We start from the raw sequence: 16,712 nt of genomic DNA, 5'->3' as shown, positions 1-16,712 counted from the left end.
GAGAGGGCGATCAGGAGCCATTGGGTTCCCGCTTTTTCGAGCGCGAGCAGGCCAAAAGCTGCGTCCGACTGCCAGGTCTCCGCGTCGGCCTTTCCCCCACTTCTTCGACCTGCAGCAAGGGCGAAGGCTGGCCTGCCGATCCTGCGCCGGTTTGATCAGGATCAGGCCCGGCCTCGTCATTGCCGGCTAACTTGCCGTCATCGCGGGAAGGATTGTCATCATGCAGGTTCTGCGGCGGATTATGCGAACGGCCCTGATGGCCGGCATCGCGTCCAGGCTGTGTCTGGTCCCGGTCCTCGCGAGCGGCCTCGACGGAAACGGGGGCTGGACAGCCGAACAGGGCGTCGATTCCCCGAGCTACGCAATGATCGAGCCGCGCAGCCGTGATCTCAATCTCGACGTCGTGGTGCTCGCCTGCGAGCAGGCCGAGGCCCGCCGCGTCCTGCAACTACAGCTCTATCTGTCCAACGACGACGCCCTGATGCCCGATGGCGCGGACGTTGCTCGTGCGAAGGCCTATCCGCGCGCCGCGATCGTCATCGACGACCATGTCTCTCCGGTCGGTCTGCTGTTTGCCGAAGACCATGTCGTGCTGAGCGACGAGACCCAAGAGATGTTTCCGCGCCTTTCCACCCGCCTGCTCGATGCGATGGAGCAGGGCACGACAATGCGGCTGCGCTTCGATCTCGTCGCCGAAGCGGCGGATGAGCCCGCTGCTTTCGACGGCGAGGCGGTGGTCGACCTTCAGGCCGGCCCTGCCGGAACGCACAACAACACCGTTGCCGCGGTGCGCCGCTGCGCCACGAGCCCGGCACCGCAGAACGTCGCGCTCGCGAGCCCGACGCATTGAAGGGGCATGCCTGCACGGGAGATCGATGATCCCCACGCCATAGCGTGGGCCGCGCTACTCCGGTGCATGTTCGGGCTAAGCGGCCAGGTGACAGGCCACTTCGCGATCGGCGACCGCACGCAGGACGGGCATCTCCGTCCGACACCGATCCGTCGCCAGGGGGCAGCGTGGATGGAAGGCGCAACCCGTGGGCGGGTTCATCGGGCTCGGGATCTCGCCTTGAACGGCGGCGCGACGACGTGGACGGCCGGGGCGAGGAACTGGCACGGCGGCGAGAAGGGCCTCGGTGTAAGGATGCAAGGGCCGACGGTAGATCGTTTCCTTGTCGCCGATCTCCACGATGCGGCCGAGATACATGACGGCGACGCGATCGGCGATGTGCCGCACGATCCGGAGGTCATGCGAGACGAACACGTAGCTCAGGCCGCGCTCGGCTTGCAAGTCGCGCAACAGGTTGACCACCTGGCCCTGCACCGAGACGTCGAGTGCCGAGACGGGTTCGTCGCAGACGATCAGCGCCGGATCAAGGGCCAGCGCGCGGGCGATGCCGATGCGCTGGCGTTGGCCGCCTGAGAACTGGTGGGCGTAGCGCGCGCCATGCTCGGGAGTGAGCCCGACCCGGGCGAGGAGCGCCGGTGCGCGCTCGCGGCAGTCCTTGCGCGACAGGCCGGCCAGGCGCAGCGGTTCGGTGACGATCTCGTCGACCTGCATGCGCGGGTTGAGCGATCCATAGGGATCCTGGAAGATCATCTGGAAGCGGCGGCGCAGCGCCCGCAACTCGGCACCCTCCGCCGCAGCGATGTCGTGACCGTCGAAGGTCACGGATCCGGCCGTCGGATCGAGCAGGCGGATCAGCAGACGGCCCAAGGTCGACTTACCGCAGCCGCTTTCACCGACCAGACCCAGCACTTCGCCGCGTGCAAGCGAGAGGTCGACATTCTCGACCGCGCGCACCGTGCCGACCCGGGCGATGCCCAGCGGTCCACCCAGGACGGGAAAATGCTTGGTGAGGCCACGCGCGGCCAGGAGTTCGCTCATCGTGCAGCCACCAGCGGCTTGAGGCAGGCGGCGGCATGGTCGGCGGCCAGCGCGAGCAGCGGGGGCTCCTCGGTGCGGCAGGCGGCAATGGCCTGAGGACAGCGCGGCTCGAAGCGACATCCGGCGGGCAGGGCCGTCGGCGCAGGCACGGTGCCCTCGATGACCGCCAGCCGCTCGTCCGTCTTCTCGTCGTCGCCCGGCATGCAGCGCAGCAGCGCGGCGGAGTAGGGGTGCGCTGCCGACTCGAACAGCGTGGCGGTCGCCGCGCGCTCGACCACTTTGCCCGCATACATGACCACGACGCGATGGGCCTGCTCGGCAACGACGCCGAGATCGTGGGTGATGAACAGCACGCCCATGCCGAACTCGGCCTGCAGGTCCGCCAGGAGGTCCGTGATCTGCGCCTGGATGGTGACGTCGAGCGCGGTCGTCGGTTCGTCGGCGATCAGCAGCGCGGGATCGCAGGCGAGCGCCGCCGCGATCATCACGCGCTGGCGCATGCCGCCGGACATGCGGTGCGGGTAGTCGTCGTAGCGCTGCGCCGCCGAGGGAATGCCGACCCGGTCGAGCAGGGTGATCGCGCGCGCCCGCGCCTCGCGCTTCGACAGTCCGCGATGGAGCCGTAAGGGTTCGGCGACATGCGCCCCGATCGACAACAGCGGATTGAGCGAGGACATCGGCTCCTGGAAGATCATGGCGATGCGATCGCCGCGGATCGCCGCCATTTCGCGCTCGCCGAGACGCGCAAGGTCGCGGCCCTCGAAGCGGATGGCGCCGCGTGTCATCCGGCCCGGCTCCTGCAGGAGGCGCATGATCGTCAAGGCGGTGACGCTCTTGCCGCTGCCGCTTTCGCCGACCAGGGCAACGGTCTCGTGCCTGTCGACGGTGAAGTCCACGCCGTCGACGACGGTGGTCGCGTTCTCCGCGGGCCCGAACGCGACGGACAGATCTTCGATTTCCAACAGCGCCATGAGGAAGAAGGCTCCCTTGCGCGGTTCTACAACTCAGAATGCTGTAATGACCGGACAATTAGACATTGAAGCGTACAATAGGGGCCTTTAAGGTTCGTGCAAGACACGAGCAGGAGAAAGCAATGTTGGGGCCATTGGGTGAGGAGTTCTCGACCTTTGCGATTTCGGCTCGTTGCGCGGAGACCGGGAAGTTCGGGGTGGCGATATCGACGCGACCCATGGCCGTCGGCACGCGCTGTCCCTTCGTGAAGCCGGGCCTCGGCGTCGTGGTGACCATGGCCGTCACCGATCCGCGCCTGGGTCCGCTCGGCCTGCGCCTGCTCGGCCTCGGTTATTCGGCGGCAAAGACAATCGAGGAGATCGCGGTCAGCGATCCTCATATCGAGCATCGCCAGATTTCCGTGATCGATCGCGACGGCAATGCGGTCGCGCGGACCGGCGCGAGCAATCACGACTGGTCGGGTCATTTCTGTGAGCCCGGCATGGTGGCCATGGGCAATGGCCTGATTTCCGAACGCACGGCATCGGCAATGGCTGAAACCTTCAAGGCGATGAAGGGCGACGATCTCGAAGCGCGGCTGATGGCGGCGCTGGAGGCCGGTCGCGATGCCGGTGGCCAGCATGGCGGTCAGCATTCGGCGGCCTTGATCGTCTATCGCGCCCAGGAATACCCGCTGGTCGACCTGCGGGTCGACGAGCATGACGAGCCGATCGGCGAGCTGCGCCGTCTCTTCGACCTGTATCGCCCGCAGATCGAGTACTACGAGACGCGGCCCTGGCAGCCGACGGCGCTGGGTGTCGTGGAAGATTGGGTCGAGGCTCGGGCCAAGGCGGCAGGTGCGAACCCATGACCTTCACCGTCGTCGGCCGTTGTCCGCGGACCAAGATGCTGGGCGTCGCCATGGCGACGCATGCGCCGGCCGTGGGCAACCGTTGCCCGGTCGTCATTCCGCGCATGGCGGCCGCCTCGGTGCAGGCGATCGCCGACCCCCGGTTGACCCTGCTGTGCACCAAGCTGATGGGGCTCGGTTACCACGCCGGCAAGATCATCCATGAGCTCGAAAGCAGCGACCCCAACGCGTCGCTGCGCCAGATCGGTGTCGTCGATGCCTGGGGCAATGCGGCCGCCATGACCGGCAATGAGAACGGCGCCTATGCCGGCCACCTCATCGGCAAGGGATGGTTGGTAATGGGCAACGGCATTGTCGGCCCGCAGGTCACCGAGGCGATGGCCCGGTCGATGGAAACCACGGGCGAGGAGCTGCTGGAAGAGCGGCTGGTGCGCGCGGTCGAAGCGGGCGGACGCGCCGGCGGCCAGGCCGACGGGCATTTCTCGTCGTCGCTCCTGGTCTACGGCGACGAGCCCTTCGCCTACATCGACCTGCGCGTCGACCTGCATGAAGAGCCGATCGGCGAGCTGCGCCGCATCTTCGAATGGTTTCGTCCCTTGCTGCCCTACTACAGCGAGCGACCCTACAACCCGCGCCTGCCGCGGGACGATCGCTGGCGCGATCAGCAGAAAAAATAACCGGGGGAAATCGAAACAGGAGTGTCATCGGCGAGGGGGTGTCTATGCGTGCGATCCTGAGAACGACTCTGGCGGCGGCATTGGCCGTCGTCGTCGGCGCGTCGGCGGCGCAGGCACAGAAGGACAAGGATATGCTGGTGGTGGGCGCCTCGCTCTTCACGGATTCCATTGCGCCCACGGGCGGCGCCTACATCACGTTGAGCCTCTGCTACCAGACCTGGGAGCCGCTGGTCGCGCGCGACAGCGACGACAAGCTGGTGCCGGCGCTGGCCGAGAAGTGGGAGGCGATCAGCCCCACGCACTGGCGTTTCTTCCTGCGCAAGGGCGTGAAGTGGCATGACGGCACGCCGTTCACCGCCGCCGACGTCAAGTTCACGATCGACTATGTCATCGATCCCAAGCAGGTCTATGCGCGCAAGACGCGCATCGCGGGCGTCACCGGGACCGAGGTCGTGGACGATTACACGGTCGATATCAAGACCGCCTCGCCAGCGCCGCTGCTGCTGCGCGGCCTGGCAGACATCCCGATCGAGTCCAAGGCACATACGGAGAAAGTCGGACAGGCCGAAGCGCACAAGAAGCCGATGGGCACCGGCCCGTGGAAATACGTCAGCTGGGTGGCGGGCGACCGCTACGATCTGGCTGCCAATCCGGACTACTGGGGCGGTGCGCCGGCGATGAAGAAGCTGCGCATCCGCGCCATTCCCGAGGGGGCGACGCGCGTGGCCTCGCTGGTGGCGGGCGAGACCGACATCATCGAGGAGATTCCCGTCGACCTGTTGCCTTCGGTCGAGAAGCGCAAGAATCTGAAGATCGACGCCGTCGAATCCTCGGTGAGCCTCGTGCACACGTTCGACACGCGCAAGCCGCCGTTCAACGACGTGCGCGTCAGGCTGGCGCTCGACTATGCCATCGACAAGGAAATGCTGTTGAAGCAGATGTTGGGCGGCTACGGCTCGGTGCTGGACGGCCAGCTCGTGACCAAGGCCACGTTCGGCTACAACCCAAACCTCAAGTCGCGGCCCTACGATCCGGCCAAGGCCAAGGCGCTGCTGGCGGAAGCTGGCTTTCCCAAGGGCTTCGAGAACAAGATCAACACGCTGTCGGGGCGGTATCTCTCCGACGTCGACATCGCGAATGCTGTTGCCGGCATGATGTCGGCGGTCGGCGTGAAGACCAGCGTCAACGTCGTCGAGGGCGGCGTGTGGTCCCAGCTCGACCGCTCGCGCGAGCAGGGACCGATGTACCAGGTCGGCTGGTTCAGCGTGGGCGACGCCGATTTCAATACCGTCTGGTACACCGAAGCCAGCAAGCGGAACTACTGGACGAACACGGAGTTCGACAGGCTCTGGCTCGAGGCGCGCTCGACCATGGACGAGCCCGCCCGGCTGAAAGCCTACAACCGCATGATGGAGATCATGCACGACGAGGTGCCGTCGATCTTCCTGCTCGGCCTGCCGCGCATTTCGGGCCGCAACGAAAAGGTCTCCGGCTGGCGGCCTTCCCGCGATTCGCTGCTGCGTCTTCACAAGGTCAGCGTGAAGCCGTGACGTCGGCAGGAAACTGACATGCGCTACCTCCTGCGACGCCTCCTGCTGGTGCCGGTCCCGCTGGTCTTCGTCATCGCCTTCGTCTTCGTCGTCCTGAGGCTGACCGGCGATCCGGTGGCGATTTATCTGGGCCTCGATGCGACGCCCGAGCAGGAGGCGGTGCTCCGGGCCGAGCTGCATCTCGACAAGCCGTTGCCGGTGCAGTTCGGCTACTTCCTGGTCGATCTGCTGCAGGGAGACTTCGGCACGTCGATCCAGTTCAAGCGGCCGGCCATGGAGATCGTGCTCGAGCGGCTGGGCTCGACGCTACAGCTCCTCTCCCTCAGTCTGTTGTTGGCCATCGGGCTGGGCGTGCTGGGTGGTGTTGCCTGTGCGGTGTGGAAGGACAAGGTTCCCGATTTCGTCATCTCGGTGCTGGCGGTCGTGGGACAGTCGATGCCGAGCTTCTGGCTGGGGATTCTGCTGATCCAGCTGTTTGCGCTCGACCTGCAGTGGCTGCCGACTTCAGGACAGGGCGGTTGGGAGCACATGGTGCTGCCGGTGGTGACGCTGGCCACGTTCCTGGTGCCCAACTTCATCCTGGTGACGAGGGTGAGCGTGCTCGAGACGGCGCGCGAGCAGTTCGTCGTCACCGCGCGCGCGCGCGGCGCGCGTCCCGCCCGCGTGCTCTGGCTGCACGTCCTGCCTAACGCCCTCAATCCGGTGGTGAGCCTGGTCGGACTGCAGCTCGGCCGCCTGATGGGCGGAGCCGTGGTGACCGAATCGATCTTCGCCTGGCCGGGTGTCGGCCGCCTGATGGTGAGCGCCATCTTCCAGCGCGACGTGCCGATCGTGATCGCCGCCGTGTTCATCGTCGCCGTCACCATCGTGACCGCCAACCTGCTGGTCGATCTGGTGCAGGCCGCCATCGATCCGCGCATCCGGCTGCGGTGATGAAATGAAATGGTTCGGCCCGCGACTGAAGATCCAGATCGGCATCGTGCTCGTGCTGGGCATGTGCGTGCTGGCGCTCTTCGCGCCCCTGCTCGCGCCGCACGATCCCTATGCGCAGAACCTGATGCTGCGGCTGCGCCCGCCGGTCTGGGAAGCAAAGGGAAGCTGGACCTACCCACTGGGCACCGACAATTTCGGCCGCGATCTGCTGTCGCGCCTGATCTACGGCTCGCGGCTCTCCATCGCCGTTGGCCTGATGGCGATGCTGGTGGCACTCACCTTCGGCACGACGCTGGGACTGGTCGCGGGCTATGTCGGTGGGCGCACCGAACAGGTCATCATGCGCTTTGCCGACGGCTACCAGGCGATCCCGGAGATCCTGCTGGCGATCGTCGTGGTCGCGGTGTTCGGCGGCGGTGTCGTCGTGCTGGTCCTGGTGCTGGGGTTTGCCGGTTGGGAGAGCTATACGCGCGTCGCCTTCAACCTGACGCGCTCGCTGCGCGAACGGCCGTTCGTCGAGGCGGCGGTCGCGTCGGGAGCGGGGAGCCGCTACGTCATGTGGCGGCACATCCTGCCGCAGATGTCGCCGGTGCTGACGGTGATTGCCACCCTGCAGGTGGGCCAGCTCATCCTGCAGGAGACGGCGCTGAGCTTCCTTGGTCTCGGCGTGCCCCCGCCGACGGCGACCTGGGGCAATATCCTGGCCGAGGGTCGCGACCGGCTGCTGGTCGCACCCTGGATCGCCAATCTCGCGGGTATCGCCATCGTGCTGCTGGTGCTGGGGGTAAACCTGCTGGGCAACGGGCTGCGCGAGACGCTGGATCCGCGGCGCGCGGACCGGCGATAAAAAAAGAAGAGAGGGAGAGGAAATGCGTCGAGATCCGGTTCCGGCCTACTACAGGATCTACCAGCTGCTGAGCGAGAGAATCGCCACGCGCGTCTACAGGCTGGGCTCCCAGCTCCCGACCGACGCCGAGCTGATGGCCGAGTTCGGCGTCAGCCGTCACACCGCCCGCTCGGCGGTGGAGGAGCTGGTGTCGCGTAAGCTGGCGCGGCGCTTTCCGGGCCGCGGCACCTTCGTGTTGGAAAGCGATCCCGAGAGCCGCGACTGGAGCGCGCGTGCCTTGGAGGATCTCAGGATCCACGATCCTGACGCGCGCTTCGACCTGCACGGCATCGACCGCCTGCCCGAGCATGGCGACGACCGGGTCGCGGCGCTTCTGGAGGCGCCGTCGAGCCAGGGCATCCTGCGCATCTCCTGGAGCCGCGTGCGGCCGACCGGCCCGATCGCGTTCTGCCGGGCATACCTGCCGCAAGGGCTGGCGGAGCGGCTGCCGTCCGACATTGCCGAGCAGATGCGGTCGGCGCAGGTCATCCCGCTGATCGAGAAATACTGTGGGGTTCAGGCTTTTCGCGTGCAGCAGGCCTCCTCGGCGATCTCGGCCGACGCCGAGCTCGCCAAGCGCCTCGATGTGGAGCCGGGTGCCGCCCTCCTGCTGCTCCAGCGCACCTACTTCGATATCGAGGGCGTGGCGATCTACTACTCGGACCTCTACCTCCGCTCCGATCGCTTCGTGCCCAAGATCGAGCTCTTCCGCCATCGCCAGCAGGCCGATCTGGCGCGCCCGCTGCCGGCCGGTCCGGAGGCGGCGAACCCCAATCATCGTAGCGTGAGGTCTCAGTCATGAAGAAGCCGTTCCATCTGGCGTGGTTCCTGTCGCAGGGCTATGGCCCGAAGAGTTGGCGCAGCGAGTTCCCCGGCAGCGACATCAATCGCTGGATGATGCCGGATATCTTCGTCGATCTGGCGAAGGGCATGGACCGGGCCTGCTTCGACTACATGATCATCGAGGACAGCTCGAACGTCCCCTACACCTACCAGGGTTCGCACAATTCGTACCTGCAGTACGCGGCGAGTGCGCCCAAGCTCGATCCGGCGGTGCTGGTGCCCTATCTCGCCATGGCTACCAAGACGGTCGGCATCGTGCCGACGCTGTCGGTGTCGGAGTATCCGCCGTACCTGCTGGCGCGACTGGTCAACTCGCTCGACCATACGACCGAGGGCCGCATCGGCTGGAATTGCGTGACCGGCAGCAACGACGGCGCGGCACAGAACTATGGCCACGAGAAGCACCGGCCGCATGACGAGCGCTACGACGTGGCCGACGAGTTCGCCGACGTCGTGACGAAGCTGTGGGAGGCCTGGGAGCCCGATGCGGTCGTGCTCGACCGCGAGAAGCCGATGTTCGCCGACGGCTCGAAGGTCCATGCCATCAATCACGAAGGCAAGTATTTCAAGGTGCGCGGGCCGATCAACGCGCCGCGCTCGCCGCAGGGAAGGGTGCCGATCTGCCAGGCCGGTGGTTCGCCGCGCGGCCAGCAGTTCGCGTCGCGCTGGGCCGACACCATCATCACCGAGGGCGGCGGCAGCATCGAAAGCATGAAGGCCTATCGCGACAAGGTCCGAAAGCAGGCGGTCGAACACGGCCGCAATCCCGATGACATCAAGGTGCTGTTCCTGGCCCATCCGATCATCGATGTCAGCATGGAGGCGGCCCGGGACCGTGCACGAATGGAGGCCGCCGAGGCCGAGAAGCATCTCGACCTGCATCTGTCGGGCATGTCACGTCTGACCGGCATCGACTTCTCGAAGTTCGACCTCGATGAGCCGCTGCCGCCGCATCTCACGACCAACGGCCACCAGTCGTCGCTCGCCAAATGGATCGGCAAGACGCCGCGCTCGATCCTGCAGAGCTACTCGCGCAAGGGCGGAATCGACTTCACCGGCACGCCCGACTATGTCGCCGGCCTTATGGCGGAGATCATGCAGGAGGTGGGCGGCGACGGCTTCCTGATCTTCAACAGCTATTTCGATCGCCGCTACATCATGGAAGTCTGTGACGGCCTCGTGCCGGAACTGCAGCGCCGCGGAGTGACGCGCAAGCAGTACGCGCACAAGCACCTGCGGGATAATCTGCTGGAATTCTGACGACCTTCCCGAATCGAAGTCGCCGGTCATCGCAACGTCGTCCTTGAGGCAGGAGGAGATCCCTCCTGCCGCTTCGTTTCAGATGGCAGGAAGCGCGAGAGCTAGAATTCCAGCAGGTTGTCGCGCAGGTGCTTGTGGGCATATGCCTTGCGGGTCAGGCCCTGGCGCTGCAGCTCCGGCACCAGCCCGTCGCAGACCTCCATTACGCCGCGGCGGTCGATGGGCGTATCGGAGATCAGGAAGCCGTCGCCGCCCACTTCCTCCATGACCTCCCGCATCACGCCGGCCACATGTTCGGGCGTGCCGGTGTAATCGAGGCTGCCCTTGGCGGCGTAACCGCGCACGATCTCGCGCAGGGGCTTGCCGAGCCAGCGGGCCAGCGACGATTGGTGGCCGTTGGTCTTCAGGTCCATCGGCAGGTTCTCGTCGAGATCGAACTTGGAGAAGTCGATGCCGGTCAGCCGAGACATGCCGGCAAGCTGCATGTCGACATATTTCAGCGAGTCTTCCTGCTGAAGCCGCCGCCGCTCGCGCGCCGCTTCCATCGTCGTGTCGACGATCGGCGAGCACAGGAACAGGAGCTTGATGTCGTCGGGATTGCGCCCCATGGCGGCGGCGTTGGCGCGCACCTCCTCTCGATAGGCCTTCATCTTCTGGATGTTGGCGCCTTCGGTGATGATGGTGTCGGCCCATTTCGAGGCGAAACTCTTGCCCGCCGCCGAGCCGCCGGCCTGCACGATCGGCACGCGCCCCTGGGGCGAGCGCGGCGCATTGATCGGCCCGCGCACCTTGAAATACTTGCCCTCATGGTGGATCGGGCGGACCTTCTTGCCGTCGGCGAACATCGGCGTCTCGCGATCGAGCACGACCGCGTCCTCGTCCCACGCTTCCCACAGTTTGGTGACGACATCGGCGAATTCGTCGGCCACTTCGTAGCGCTCGTCATGCGGCCGGTGCTTTTCGTGGCCGTAATTCTGTGCGGTGCCGTCGTTGCTGCCCGTCACGCAGTTCCAGCCGATGCGGCCCTCGGTGACATGGTCGAGCGAATTGATGAGACGCGCCGCCAGATAGGGCGGGTATTCCGAGATCGAGAGCGTCGGCACGATGCCGAGATGCGTGGTGGCCTGCGCCAGGTACGGTACCAGGACCGGCGGGTCGAGCTTGGGAGACCCTTGGGCGTACTGCAGGTAGGTATCGTGGTTGCCCTTGTAGGTATAGGGCACGTTCGAGGAGTCCTCGATGATCATGTAGTCGAAGCAACCGCGCTCCATCCCCTTGGCCAGGTCGATGAAGAGGTCGGGCATCATCCATCGCTGGACGTCGGAGGCACTGCCGGCCCACATCGAGCGCCAGTTCTTGGACGCGAAGCTCTGGCCCAGGAACCAGGCGAGATGAAACGGCTTAGGCATGCGGGTTTACTCCATTGAGACGGATGCATTTGGCCCAGTGACCGTCGCCCAGCGGATACTGCGGCGGGTCTACGGCGGCACACTCGGGCACGGCGACGGGACAGCGCGTACGGAAGCGGCAGCCTGATGGCGGGTTGGCCGGATTGGGCAGGTCGCCTTTCAGGATGATGCGCTGACGCTGCGTTTCGACATCGGGATCGGGCACTGGCACTGCCGACATCAGCGACTTCGTGTAGGGATGCGCCGGCGCGGTGTAGATCTCTTCCTTGCTGGCCATCTCGACGATCTTGCCGAGATACATCACGGCCACCTGGTCGCTGATATGCCGGACCACGCTGAGATCGTGGCTGATGAAGATGTAGGTGAGCCCCAGGTGCTCCTGCAGGTCCTGCAGCAGGTTCACGATCTGCGCCTGGATCGACACGTCGAGCGCCGACACCGGTTCGTCGCAGATGATCAGTTCGGGTTCGACGGCCAGGGCACGGCAGATCGCGACGCGCTGCGCCTGGCCGCCGCTCAGCTCGTGCGGGTAGCGTTCGAACAGCGAGCCCGAGAGGCCCACCATGTCGAGCAGCTCGCGGATGCGGCCGGCGCGCGCGGCGCCGCGGAACAGGCCGTGGATATCGAGCGCCTCGCCGACGAGATCGCCGATCGGCATGCGCGGATTGAGCGAAGCGTGCGCGTCCTGGAAGATGATCTGTAGCTTGCGCCGCATCCGGCGCAGGTCGCGCCTGCCCAGCTGGCGGAGATCCGTGCCGTCGAACAGCACCCGGCCCGAGGTGGCGCGGACGAGCTGCAGGATCGCGTAACCGGTCGTCGACTTGCCGCAGCCCGACTCGCCCACGAGGCCCAGCGTTCGGCCTTTCTCGACCTTGAACGACACGCCGTCGACGGCTTTCACCGTACCCGGCGCGTCCGGCCGGCCGAAATGGACTTCCAGGTCCTCGACTTCGAGCAGCGTACTCATGACGCCCGATCTCCAGGTTTCAGATCCGCGAGGCAGCGGGCCCAGTGATCGGCGCCGAAATCGCGGCGCTCCGGTGGGACTGTCTGGCAGGCGGGAACGGAGACCCGGCAACGCGGCAGGAACGGACAGAGCGTGATCGGTTCGATCAGGCTGGGCGGCATACCCTCGATGGGCGTGAGGCGGCGGACCCCCGTGCCGTCGACCCGCGGCGTCGAGCCCATCAGACCGAGCGTGTAGCCGTGGCTCGGGCGATGGAACAACTCGCGGATCGGCCCGGACTCGACCACGTTGCCCGCATACATGACGTTGACCTTGTCGCAGAGGCCCGCGACGACGCCGAGATCGTGGCTGATCCAGATCACCGACGTGCCGCGCTCGCGCGTGAGGCGCTTCACGAGATCGACGATCTGCGCCTGGATGGTGACGTCGAGCGCCGTCGTCGCCTCGTCGGCGATCAGCAGGCGGGGATTGCAGGACAGCGCGATGGCGATCATCACCCTCTGGCGCATGCCGCCGGAGAACTGGTGCGGATAGGCGCCGAGGCGCTTTTCCGCCGAGGGGATGCCCACGGTCTCAAGCAGCTCGATTGCCCGGCGCTTCGCGGCCGCGCCGTCGAGCTTCTGGTGGCGGCGCAGCACTTCGGTCATCTGCCGGCCGATGGTGAGCACCGGATTGAGCGAGCGCATGGGATCCTGGAAGATCATCGCCATGCTCGAGCCGCGCTCCTCGCGCATCTCGGCCTCGCTGAGAGCCAGCAGCTCGCGGCCGTCGAAGGCGAGGCTGTCGGCGGAGATGCGTCCCGGCGGCTCAGGCACGAGGCGCATGATCGATAGCGCCGTCACGCTCTTGCCGCTGCCGCTCTCGCCCACCAGGCCTAGGATCTCGCCCTCCTCGAGATCGAACGACACGCCGTTGACCGCGCGCACGTCGCCGCGATCGGTGGCGAAGCGGGTGTGGAGGTTGCGGACGCGCAGCAGGCTCATGCGTCGGCTCCCACGCTGCGGCGCGTGCGCCAGGCGCGCGGGTCGAGCGCATCGCGCAGCCCGTCGCCCATGAAGTTGATGCTGAGGACGCAGACCGCGATGATTGAGGTCGGCGCCAGGAACATCCATGGCGCGTCGGCCAGGAAGCGGCGGGCCTCGCTCATGTCGCGGCCCCAGCTGGGCGCCGGTGGCTGCGTCCCGAAGCCCAGGAAGCTGAGCGATGCCTCCGAGACGACGGCGGCCGCGAAGACGACGGTGAGCTGGACGACGATCGGCGACACCATGTTGCGCAACAGGTGCGAGAGCACGATGCGCAGCGGACTGGCGCCCAGCGCGCGGGCGGCGGTCACATAGACATCCTCGCGCACGGCCAGGGTGCTGCCGCGAACCATGCGCGCCAGGATCGGCGCCTGCACCAGGCCGAGCGCCAGCATCACGTTCTTGATGTCCGGTCCCAGCAGGCCGACCAGCGCCACCGCCAGCAGCAAGGGCGGGAAGGTGAGGAAGGCGTCGACCAGCCGCATCAAGGCATTGTCGACCTTGCCGCCGAAATAGCCCGACGCAAGGCCCAGCGGCACGCCCAGCATGAAGGCAAAGCCCACGACCAGCAGGCCGACCGAGAGCGAGGTCCGTCCGCCCCAAAGCATGCGGGAGAAGACATCGCGGCCGAAATGGTCCGTGCCCATGAGGTGCTCGAACGACGGCGGCTTTAGCTTCATCGAGAGTTTGATCTGGATCGGATCGTAGGGAGCGACCCAGGGTGCGAAGGCGGCCGCGAAGCAGATTGCGAACAGGATGAGCAGGCCGACCGTGGCGGCCCGGTTGCGCGGGAATTGCTGCACGGCCAGCGCCAGCGAGCCGCGGAATTGCAGGGGACGGGCGCGCGTGTCGGTCATCTTGTTGGGCATCAGTACCGGATGCGCGGATCGAGCAGCGCGTACATCATGTCCGCGAGGATGTTCATCAGCAGGAAAAAGACCGCGATCACCAGCGTGAAGCCCTGGATCACCGGGAAGTCTCGGTTGATCACGGCGTTCAACACCGCCGATCCCATGCCGGGCACCGCGAAGATATATTCGATCGTCACCTGGACGCCGATCATGTAGCCGAACTGGACGGCGGCCATGGTGACGAAGGGGATCATCGCGTTCTTGAGCGCATGGACGATGACGATGGTGGACGGCAGCAGACCCTTGGCCCGTGCGGTGCGCATGTAGTCCTGAGACAGCACGTCGATCATGCTGGAGCGAAGCAGGCGGGTCAGCATCGCGGTCTGAAGGGCGCCGAGTGCAATAGCGGGAATGATGAAGGGGCTGTAGTGCTTCCACAGCCCGCCTTCCTCGGCCTCGGATGAGCCGATGCCGGTGATCGGCAGCCAGTCGAGCTTGATCGAGAAGACATAGATCAGGATCAGCGCCAGTCCGAAGTTCGGGATGGCGAATCCCGCCACCGTGTAGCCGGTGCACAGGTAGTCGATCCAGCTGTTGCGCCGGAGCGCCGCGATCACGCCGAGCGGAATGGAAACCACCAGGGCGAACAGCATGCCGGCGAAGGCAAGTTGCAGGCTGATCGGCAACCGCTCGGCAATCAGCGTGGTGACCGGATCGTTGAGCCGCATCGAGCGGCCGAGGTCGCCGGTCACGACCTTGGCGATCCACAGCCCGTATTGTTCGGGCAACGAGCGGTCGAGGTTGAACTCCTCGCGCATTGCCTTCGCCGCCTCGGGCGAGGTCTGCATGCCCAGCATGATCGTCACCGGATCGCCCGGCGTCGCGCGCGTGATGGCGAAGGTCATCAGCGACACGACCAGCAGGACCAGCGGGACCTGGATCAGGCGACGCCCGAGATATGACCACATCAGCCGCGACTATCCCTTGTGCGGGCCCTTGTGCGGATCAAGACCACGAAACCGTGTCGAGTTTCTCGGTGTATTCCTGGGGCGCCGGTTCGAAGCCGACCAGCTTGCTGTTGTAGATCTGAATGTTGTTCGTGTTGCAGTGATAGATGATCGGGCATTCCTCGAGCGTCGTGTCGACGATCTTGTGATACATGGCCTCGCGTTTGGCCGGATCGAGTTCGCTGCGCGCGCCGTCGAGCATCACGTCCATCGACGGCACGCTGTAGGCCGATGCGTTCCCCTTGCTGTTCAGGAACCACCACGACGTCGCGTCGGGGTCGGGCGCGACGAGGGTGATGTCCTCGAGGTGCTGGTCGAATTTCTGGTTGAGCCACAGGCTGTTGAAGCCGCCCATGTCCATGTTCTTGATTTTGTAGGTGATGCCGATCTGGCTGACCATCGCGGCGACGAGTTCGAGCTCCTTGCGCAGCCAGTCCTTGTCGGAGGTGATGACCTCGACCTCGTAGCCCTTCACGCCGGCCTGGGCCATCAGCTCCTTGGCCTTCTTGAGGTCGCCGTTCTTCGGGTACTTCAGCATCGGCTGACGATGGCCCATGTAGCCGGCGGGGATCTGGTTGTCCGTGGGGATCGCCTCGCCATAGTAGATCTCGTTCACGATCGCCTCGCGGTCGATCGCATAGGAGATCGCCTGGCGCACCAGCTTGTTCTGGTAGGGCGCGTCCGGCTTGGCCTTGAGGTTGAACTGCTGGTAGTCCCACGCCCAGCCCGGTGTCGACTTGATCGTGTACTTGGCTTCCTTGCGGAGGGCCTTCATGTCCTTGGGATCGGGATGGGTCACGAAGTCGAGTTCGCCCTTCTGCAGCGCCTGCAGGCGGGTCGTCGAATCGGGGATGGCGCGATAGACGACGCGGTCGAGCTTAGGGAAGCCCGGGCGCCAGTAGTCGGGGTTTTTCGCCAGGACGATCTCGGTGCCCTTCTTGCTCTCAATCTGGAAGGGACCGTTGCCCACGGGCGTGGCACTGTAGGCGTCGTTGCCCATCTCCTTGTGTGCCTTCTCAGAGATGATCGTGCCGCCGTAGCCCATGGTGACGCCGGGGAAGGCGCCGAACGGCTGCTTGGTCTTCATCTCGACCACGTACCTGCCGTCGCTCTTCACGCTTTCGATGGGGAACAGCGCAGTTCCCATCTGGAAGCTCTTCGACGACATGTGGAAGTTGAAGGTGTAAACCACGTCCTCGGCGGTGAACTCGCCGAAGCCCTTCTGCCATTTCACGCCTTCGCGGATCTTGATGCGCCAGGTCAGCGGATCGGGCTGGGTCCACTCGAGCGCCATCAAGGGCTCGATTGCACGGTCCTTGAAGTTGATCTTAACCAACCCGTCGAACACGTTGTACATGACCAGGCTTCCCTGGATGTCCGAGCGGATCACGGGGCTGAGATTGCCGAACTCGCCGCCCCAGGTGCCGACCCGGAGGTCGCGCCTGCCCTGTGCCAGCGCGGGCGCGCGGCCCGTGCCCAAAATAAGGCCTGTGCCGAGAGCGCCCGCTCCGAAGGCGCGACGGCTAATGCCGCGGCCCGTTCCCTTGCCGCTCGTCGTCTGGAACCCTTTGGTCATAGCCGCCCCCAATAAATGGAA

Annotated in this window: 16 protein-coding genes; 8 read left to right on the top strand and 8 right to left on the bottom strand. The window is 65.7% G+C overall.

The annotated features are described in order from the left end of the window. The first annotated feature begins 220 nt into the window (after window positions 1-220). Window positions 221-850 carry a hypothetical protein gene (locus ACQY78_RS09680; RefSeq protein ID WP_428685033.1) on the top strand — a complete coding sequence of 210 codons (630 nt, stop codon included), beginning with the start codon at window positions 221-223 and terminating at the stop codon, window positions 848-850. A 75-nt stretch (window positions 851-925) separates the two neighbouring features. Here the strand turns inward: ACQY78_RS09680 and ACQY78_RS09675 are convergent, their stop codons facing one another. Further along, window positions 926-1,888, bottom strand: a complete 963-nt coding sequence (locus ACQY78_RS09675; protein WP_428685031.1) for an ABC transporter ATP-binding protein — start codon at window positions 1,886-1,888, stop codon at window positions 926-928. Further along, window positions 1,885-2,859 (bottom strand): ABC transporter ATP-binding protein, encoded by a 975-nt coding sequence (locus tag ACQY78_RS09670; RefSeq protein WP_428685029.1) that lies wholly within the window; start codon window positions 2,857-2,859, stop codon window positions 1,885-1,887. Before ACQY78_RS09670 ends, ACQY78_RS09675 begins: the two co-directional genes overlap by 4 nt. Before the next feature lie 122 nt (window positions 2,860-2,981). Between ACQY78_RS09670 and ACQY78_RS09665 the strand changes: the two genes are divergently transcribed. From ACQY78_RS09665 to ACQY78_RS09635, 7 genes are read left to right on the top strand one after another with little or no spacing between them, the layout of a single operon-like run. Further along, a complete protein-coding gene (locus ACQY78_RS09665) occupies window positions 2,982-3,710 on the top strand; it encodes a DUF1028 domain-containing protein (protein WP_428685027.1) in 729 nt (242 codons plus the stop codon). After that, complete coding sequence (locus ACQY78_RS09660) at window positions 3,707-4,387, top strand: DUF1028 domain-containing protein (RefSeq protein WP_428685025.1); 681 nt, start codon at window positions 3,707-3,709, stop codon at window positions 4,385-4,387. Before ACQY78_RS09665 ends, ACQY78_RS09660 begins: the two co-directional genes overlap by 4 nt. A 44-nt stretch (window positions 4,388-4,431) precedes the next feature. Next, window positions 4,432-5,937 carry an ABC transporter substrate-binding protein gene (locus tag ACQY78_RS09655; protein WP_428685023.1) on the top strand — a complete coding sequence of 502 codons (1,506 nt, stop codon included), beginning with the start codon at window positions 4,432-4,434 and terminating at the stop codon, window positions 5,935-5,937. 18 nt (window positions 5,938-5,955) lie between these two features. After that, window positions 5,956-6,870, top strand: a complete 915-nt coding sequence (locus tag ACQY78_RS09650; protein WP_428685021.1) for an ABC transporter permease — start codon at window positions 5,956-5,958, stop codon at window positions 6,868-6,870. A 4-nt stretch (window positions 6,871-6,874) separates the two neighbouring features. Then, a complete protein-coding gene (locus ACQY78_RS09645; RefSeq protein ID WP_422030290.1) occupies window positions 6,875-7,717 on the top strand; it encodes an ABC transporter permease in 843 nt (280 codons plus the stop codon). A gap of 22 nt (window positions 7,718-7,739) precedes the next feature. Further along, entirely contained in the window at window positions 7,740-8,558 is an 819-nt protein-coding gene (locus ACQY78_RS09640) for a GntR family transcriptional regulator (protein WP_428685018.1), read from the top strand. Next, window positions 8,555-9,859: an NtaA/DmoA family FMN-dependent monooxygenase gene (locus ACQY78_RS09635; protein WP_428685016.1), complete on the top strand. Its 1,305-nt coding sequence runs from the start codon at window positions 8,555-8,557 to the stop codon at window positions 9,857-9,859. Before ACQY78_RS09640 ends, ACQY78_RS09635 begins: the two co-directional genes overlap by 4 nt. Before the next feature lie 101 nt (window positions 9,860-9,960). On the opposite strand, the gene ACQY78_RS09630 is transcribed toward ACQY78_RS09635, so the two are convergent. Genes ACQY78_RS09630 through ACQY78_RS09605 form a run of 6 tightly spaced genes read right to left on the bottom strand, consistent with a single transcriptional unit; the run spans window position 9,961 to window position 16,691 of the window. Then, window positions 9,961-11,268 (bottom strand): NtaA/DmoA family FMN-dependent monooxygenase, encoded by a 1,308-nt coding sequence (locus ACQY78_RS09630; RefSeq protein WP_428685014.1) that lies wholly within the window; start codon window positions 11,266-11,268, stop codon window positions 9,961-9,963. Continuing rightward, on the bottom strand, window positions 11,261-12,235 hold the full coding sequence (locus tag ACQY78_RS09625) for an ABC transporter ATP-binding protein (RefSeq protein ID WP_428685012.1): 975 nt from the start codon (window positions 12,233-12,235) through the stop codon (window positions 11,261-11,263). Before ACQY78_RS09625 ends, ACQY78_RS09630 begins: the two co-directional genes overlap by 8 nt. Continuing rightward, window positions 12,232-13,218, bottom strand: a complete 987-nt coding sequence (locus ACQY78_RS09620) for an ABC transporter ATP-binding protein (RefSeq protein WP_428685010.1) — start codon at window positions 13,216-13,218, stop codon at window positions 12,232-12,234. The genes ACQY78_RS09625 and ACQY78_RS09620 overlap by 4 nt, the downstream gene beginning before the upstream one ends. Further along, window positions 13,215-14,126, bottom strand: coding sequence for an ABC transporter permease (locus tag ACQY78_RS09615; RefSeq protein WP_428685008.1), 912 nt, complete (start codon window positions 14,124-14,126; stop codon window positions 13,215-13,217). The genes ACQY78_RS09620 and ACQY78_RS09615 overlap by 4 nt, the downstream gene beginning before the upstream one ends. Next, entirely contained in the window at window positions 14,126-15,076 is a 951-nt protein-coding gene (locus tag ACQY78_RS09610; protein ID WP_425064371.1) for an ABC transporter permease, read from the bottom strand. Before ACQY78_RS09610 ends, ACQY78_RS09615 begins: the two co-directional genes overlap by 1 nt. 37 nt (window positions 15,077-15,113) lie before the next feature. Further along, complete coding sequence (locus tag ACQY78_RS09605; protein WP_428685005.1) at window positions 15,114-16,691, bottom strand: ABC transporter substrate-binding protein; 1,578 nt, start codon at window positions 16,689-16,691, stop codon at window positions 15,114-15,116. Between the last annotated feature and the right edge of the window lie 21 nt (window positions 16,692-16,712).

The sequence above is a fragment of the Reyranella sp. genome (assembly GCF_965279625.1).
Lineage (GTDB): Bacteria > Pseudomonadota > Alphaproteobacteria > Reyranellales > Reyranellaceae > Reyranella.
Note: the sequence above shows the minus strand (reverse complement) of the source record. Positions and strands in the feature narration are given on the sequence as shown.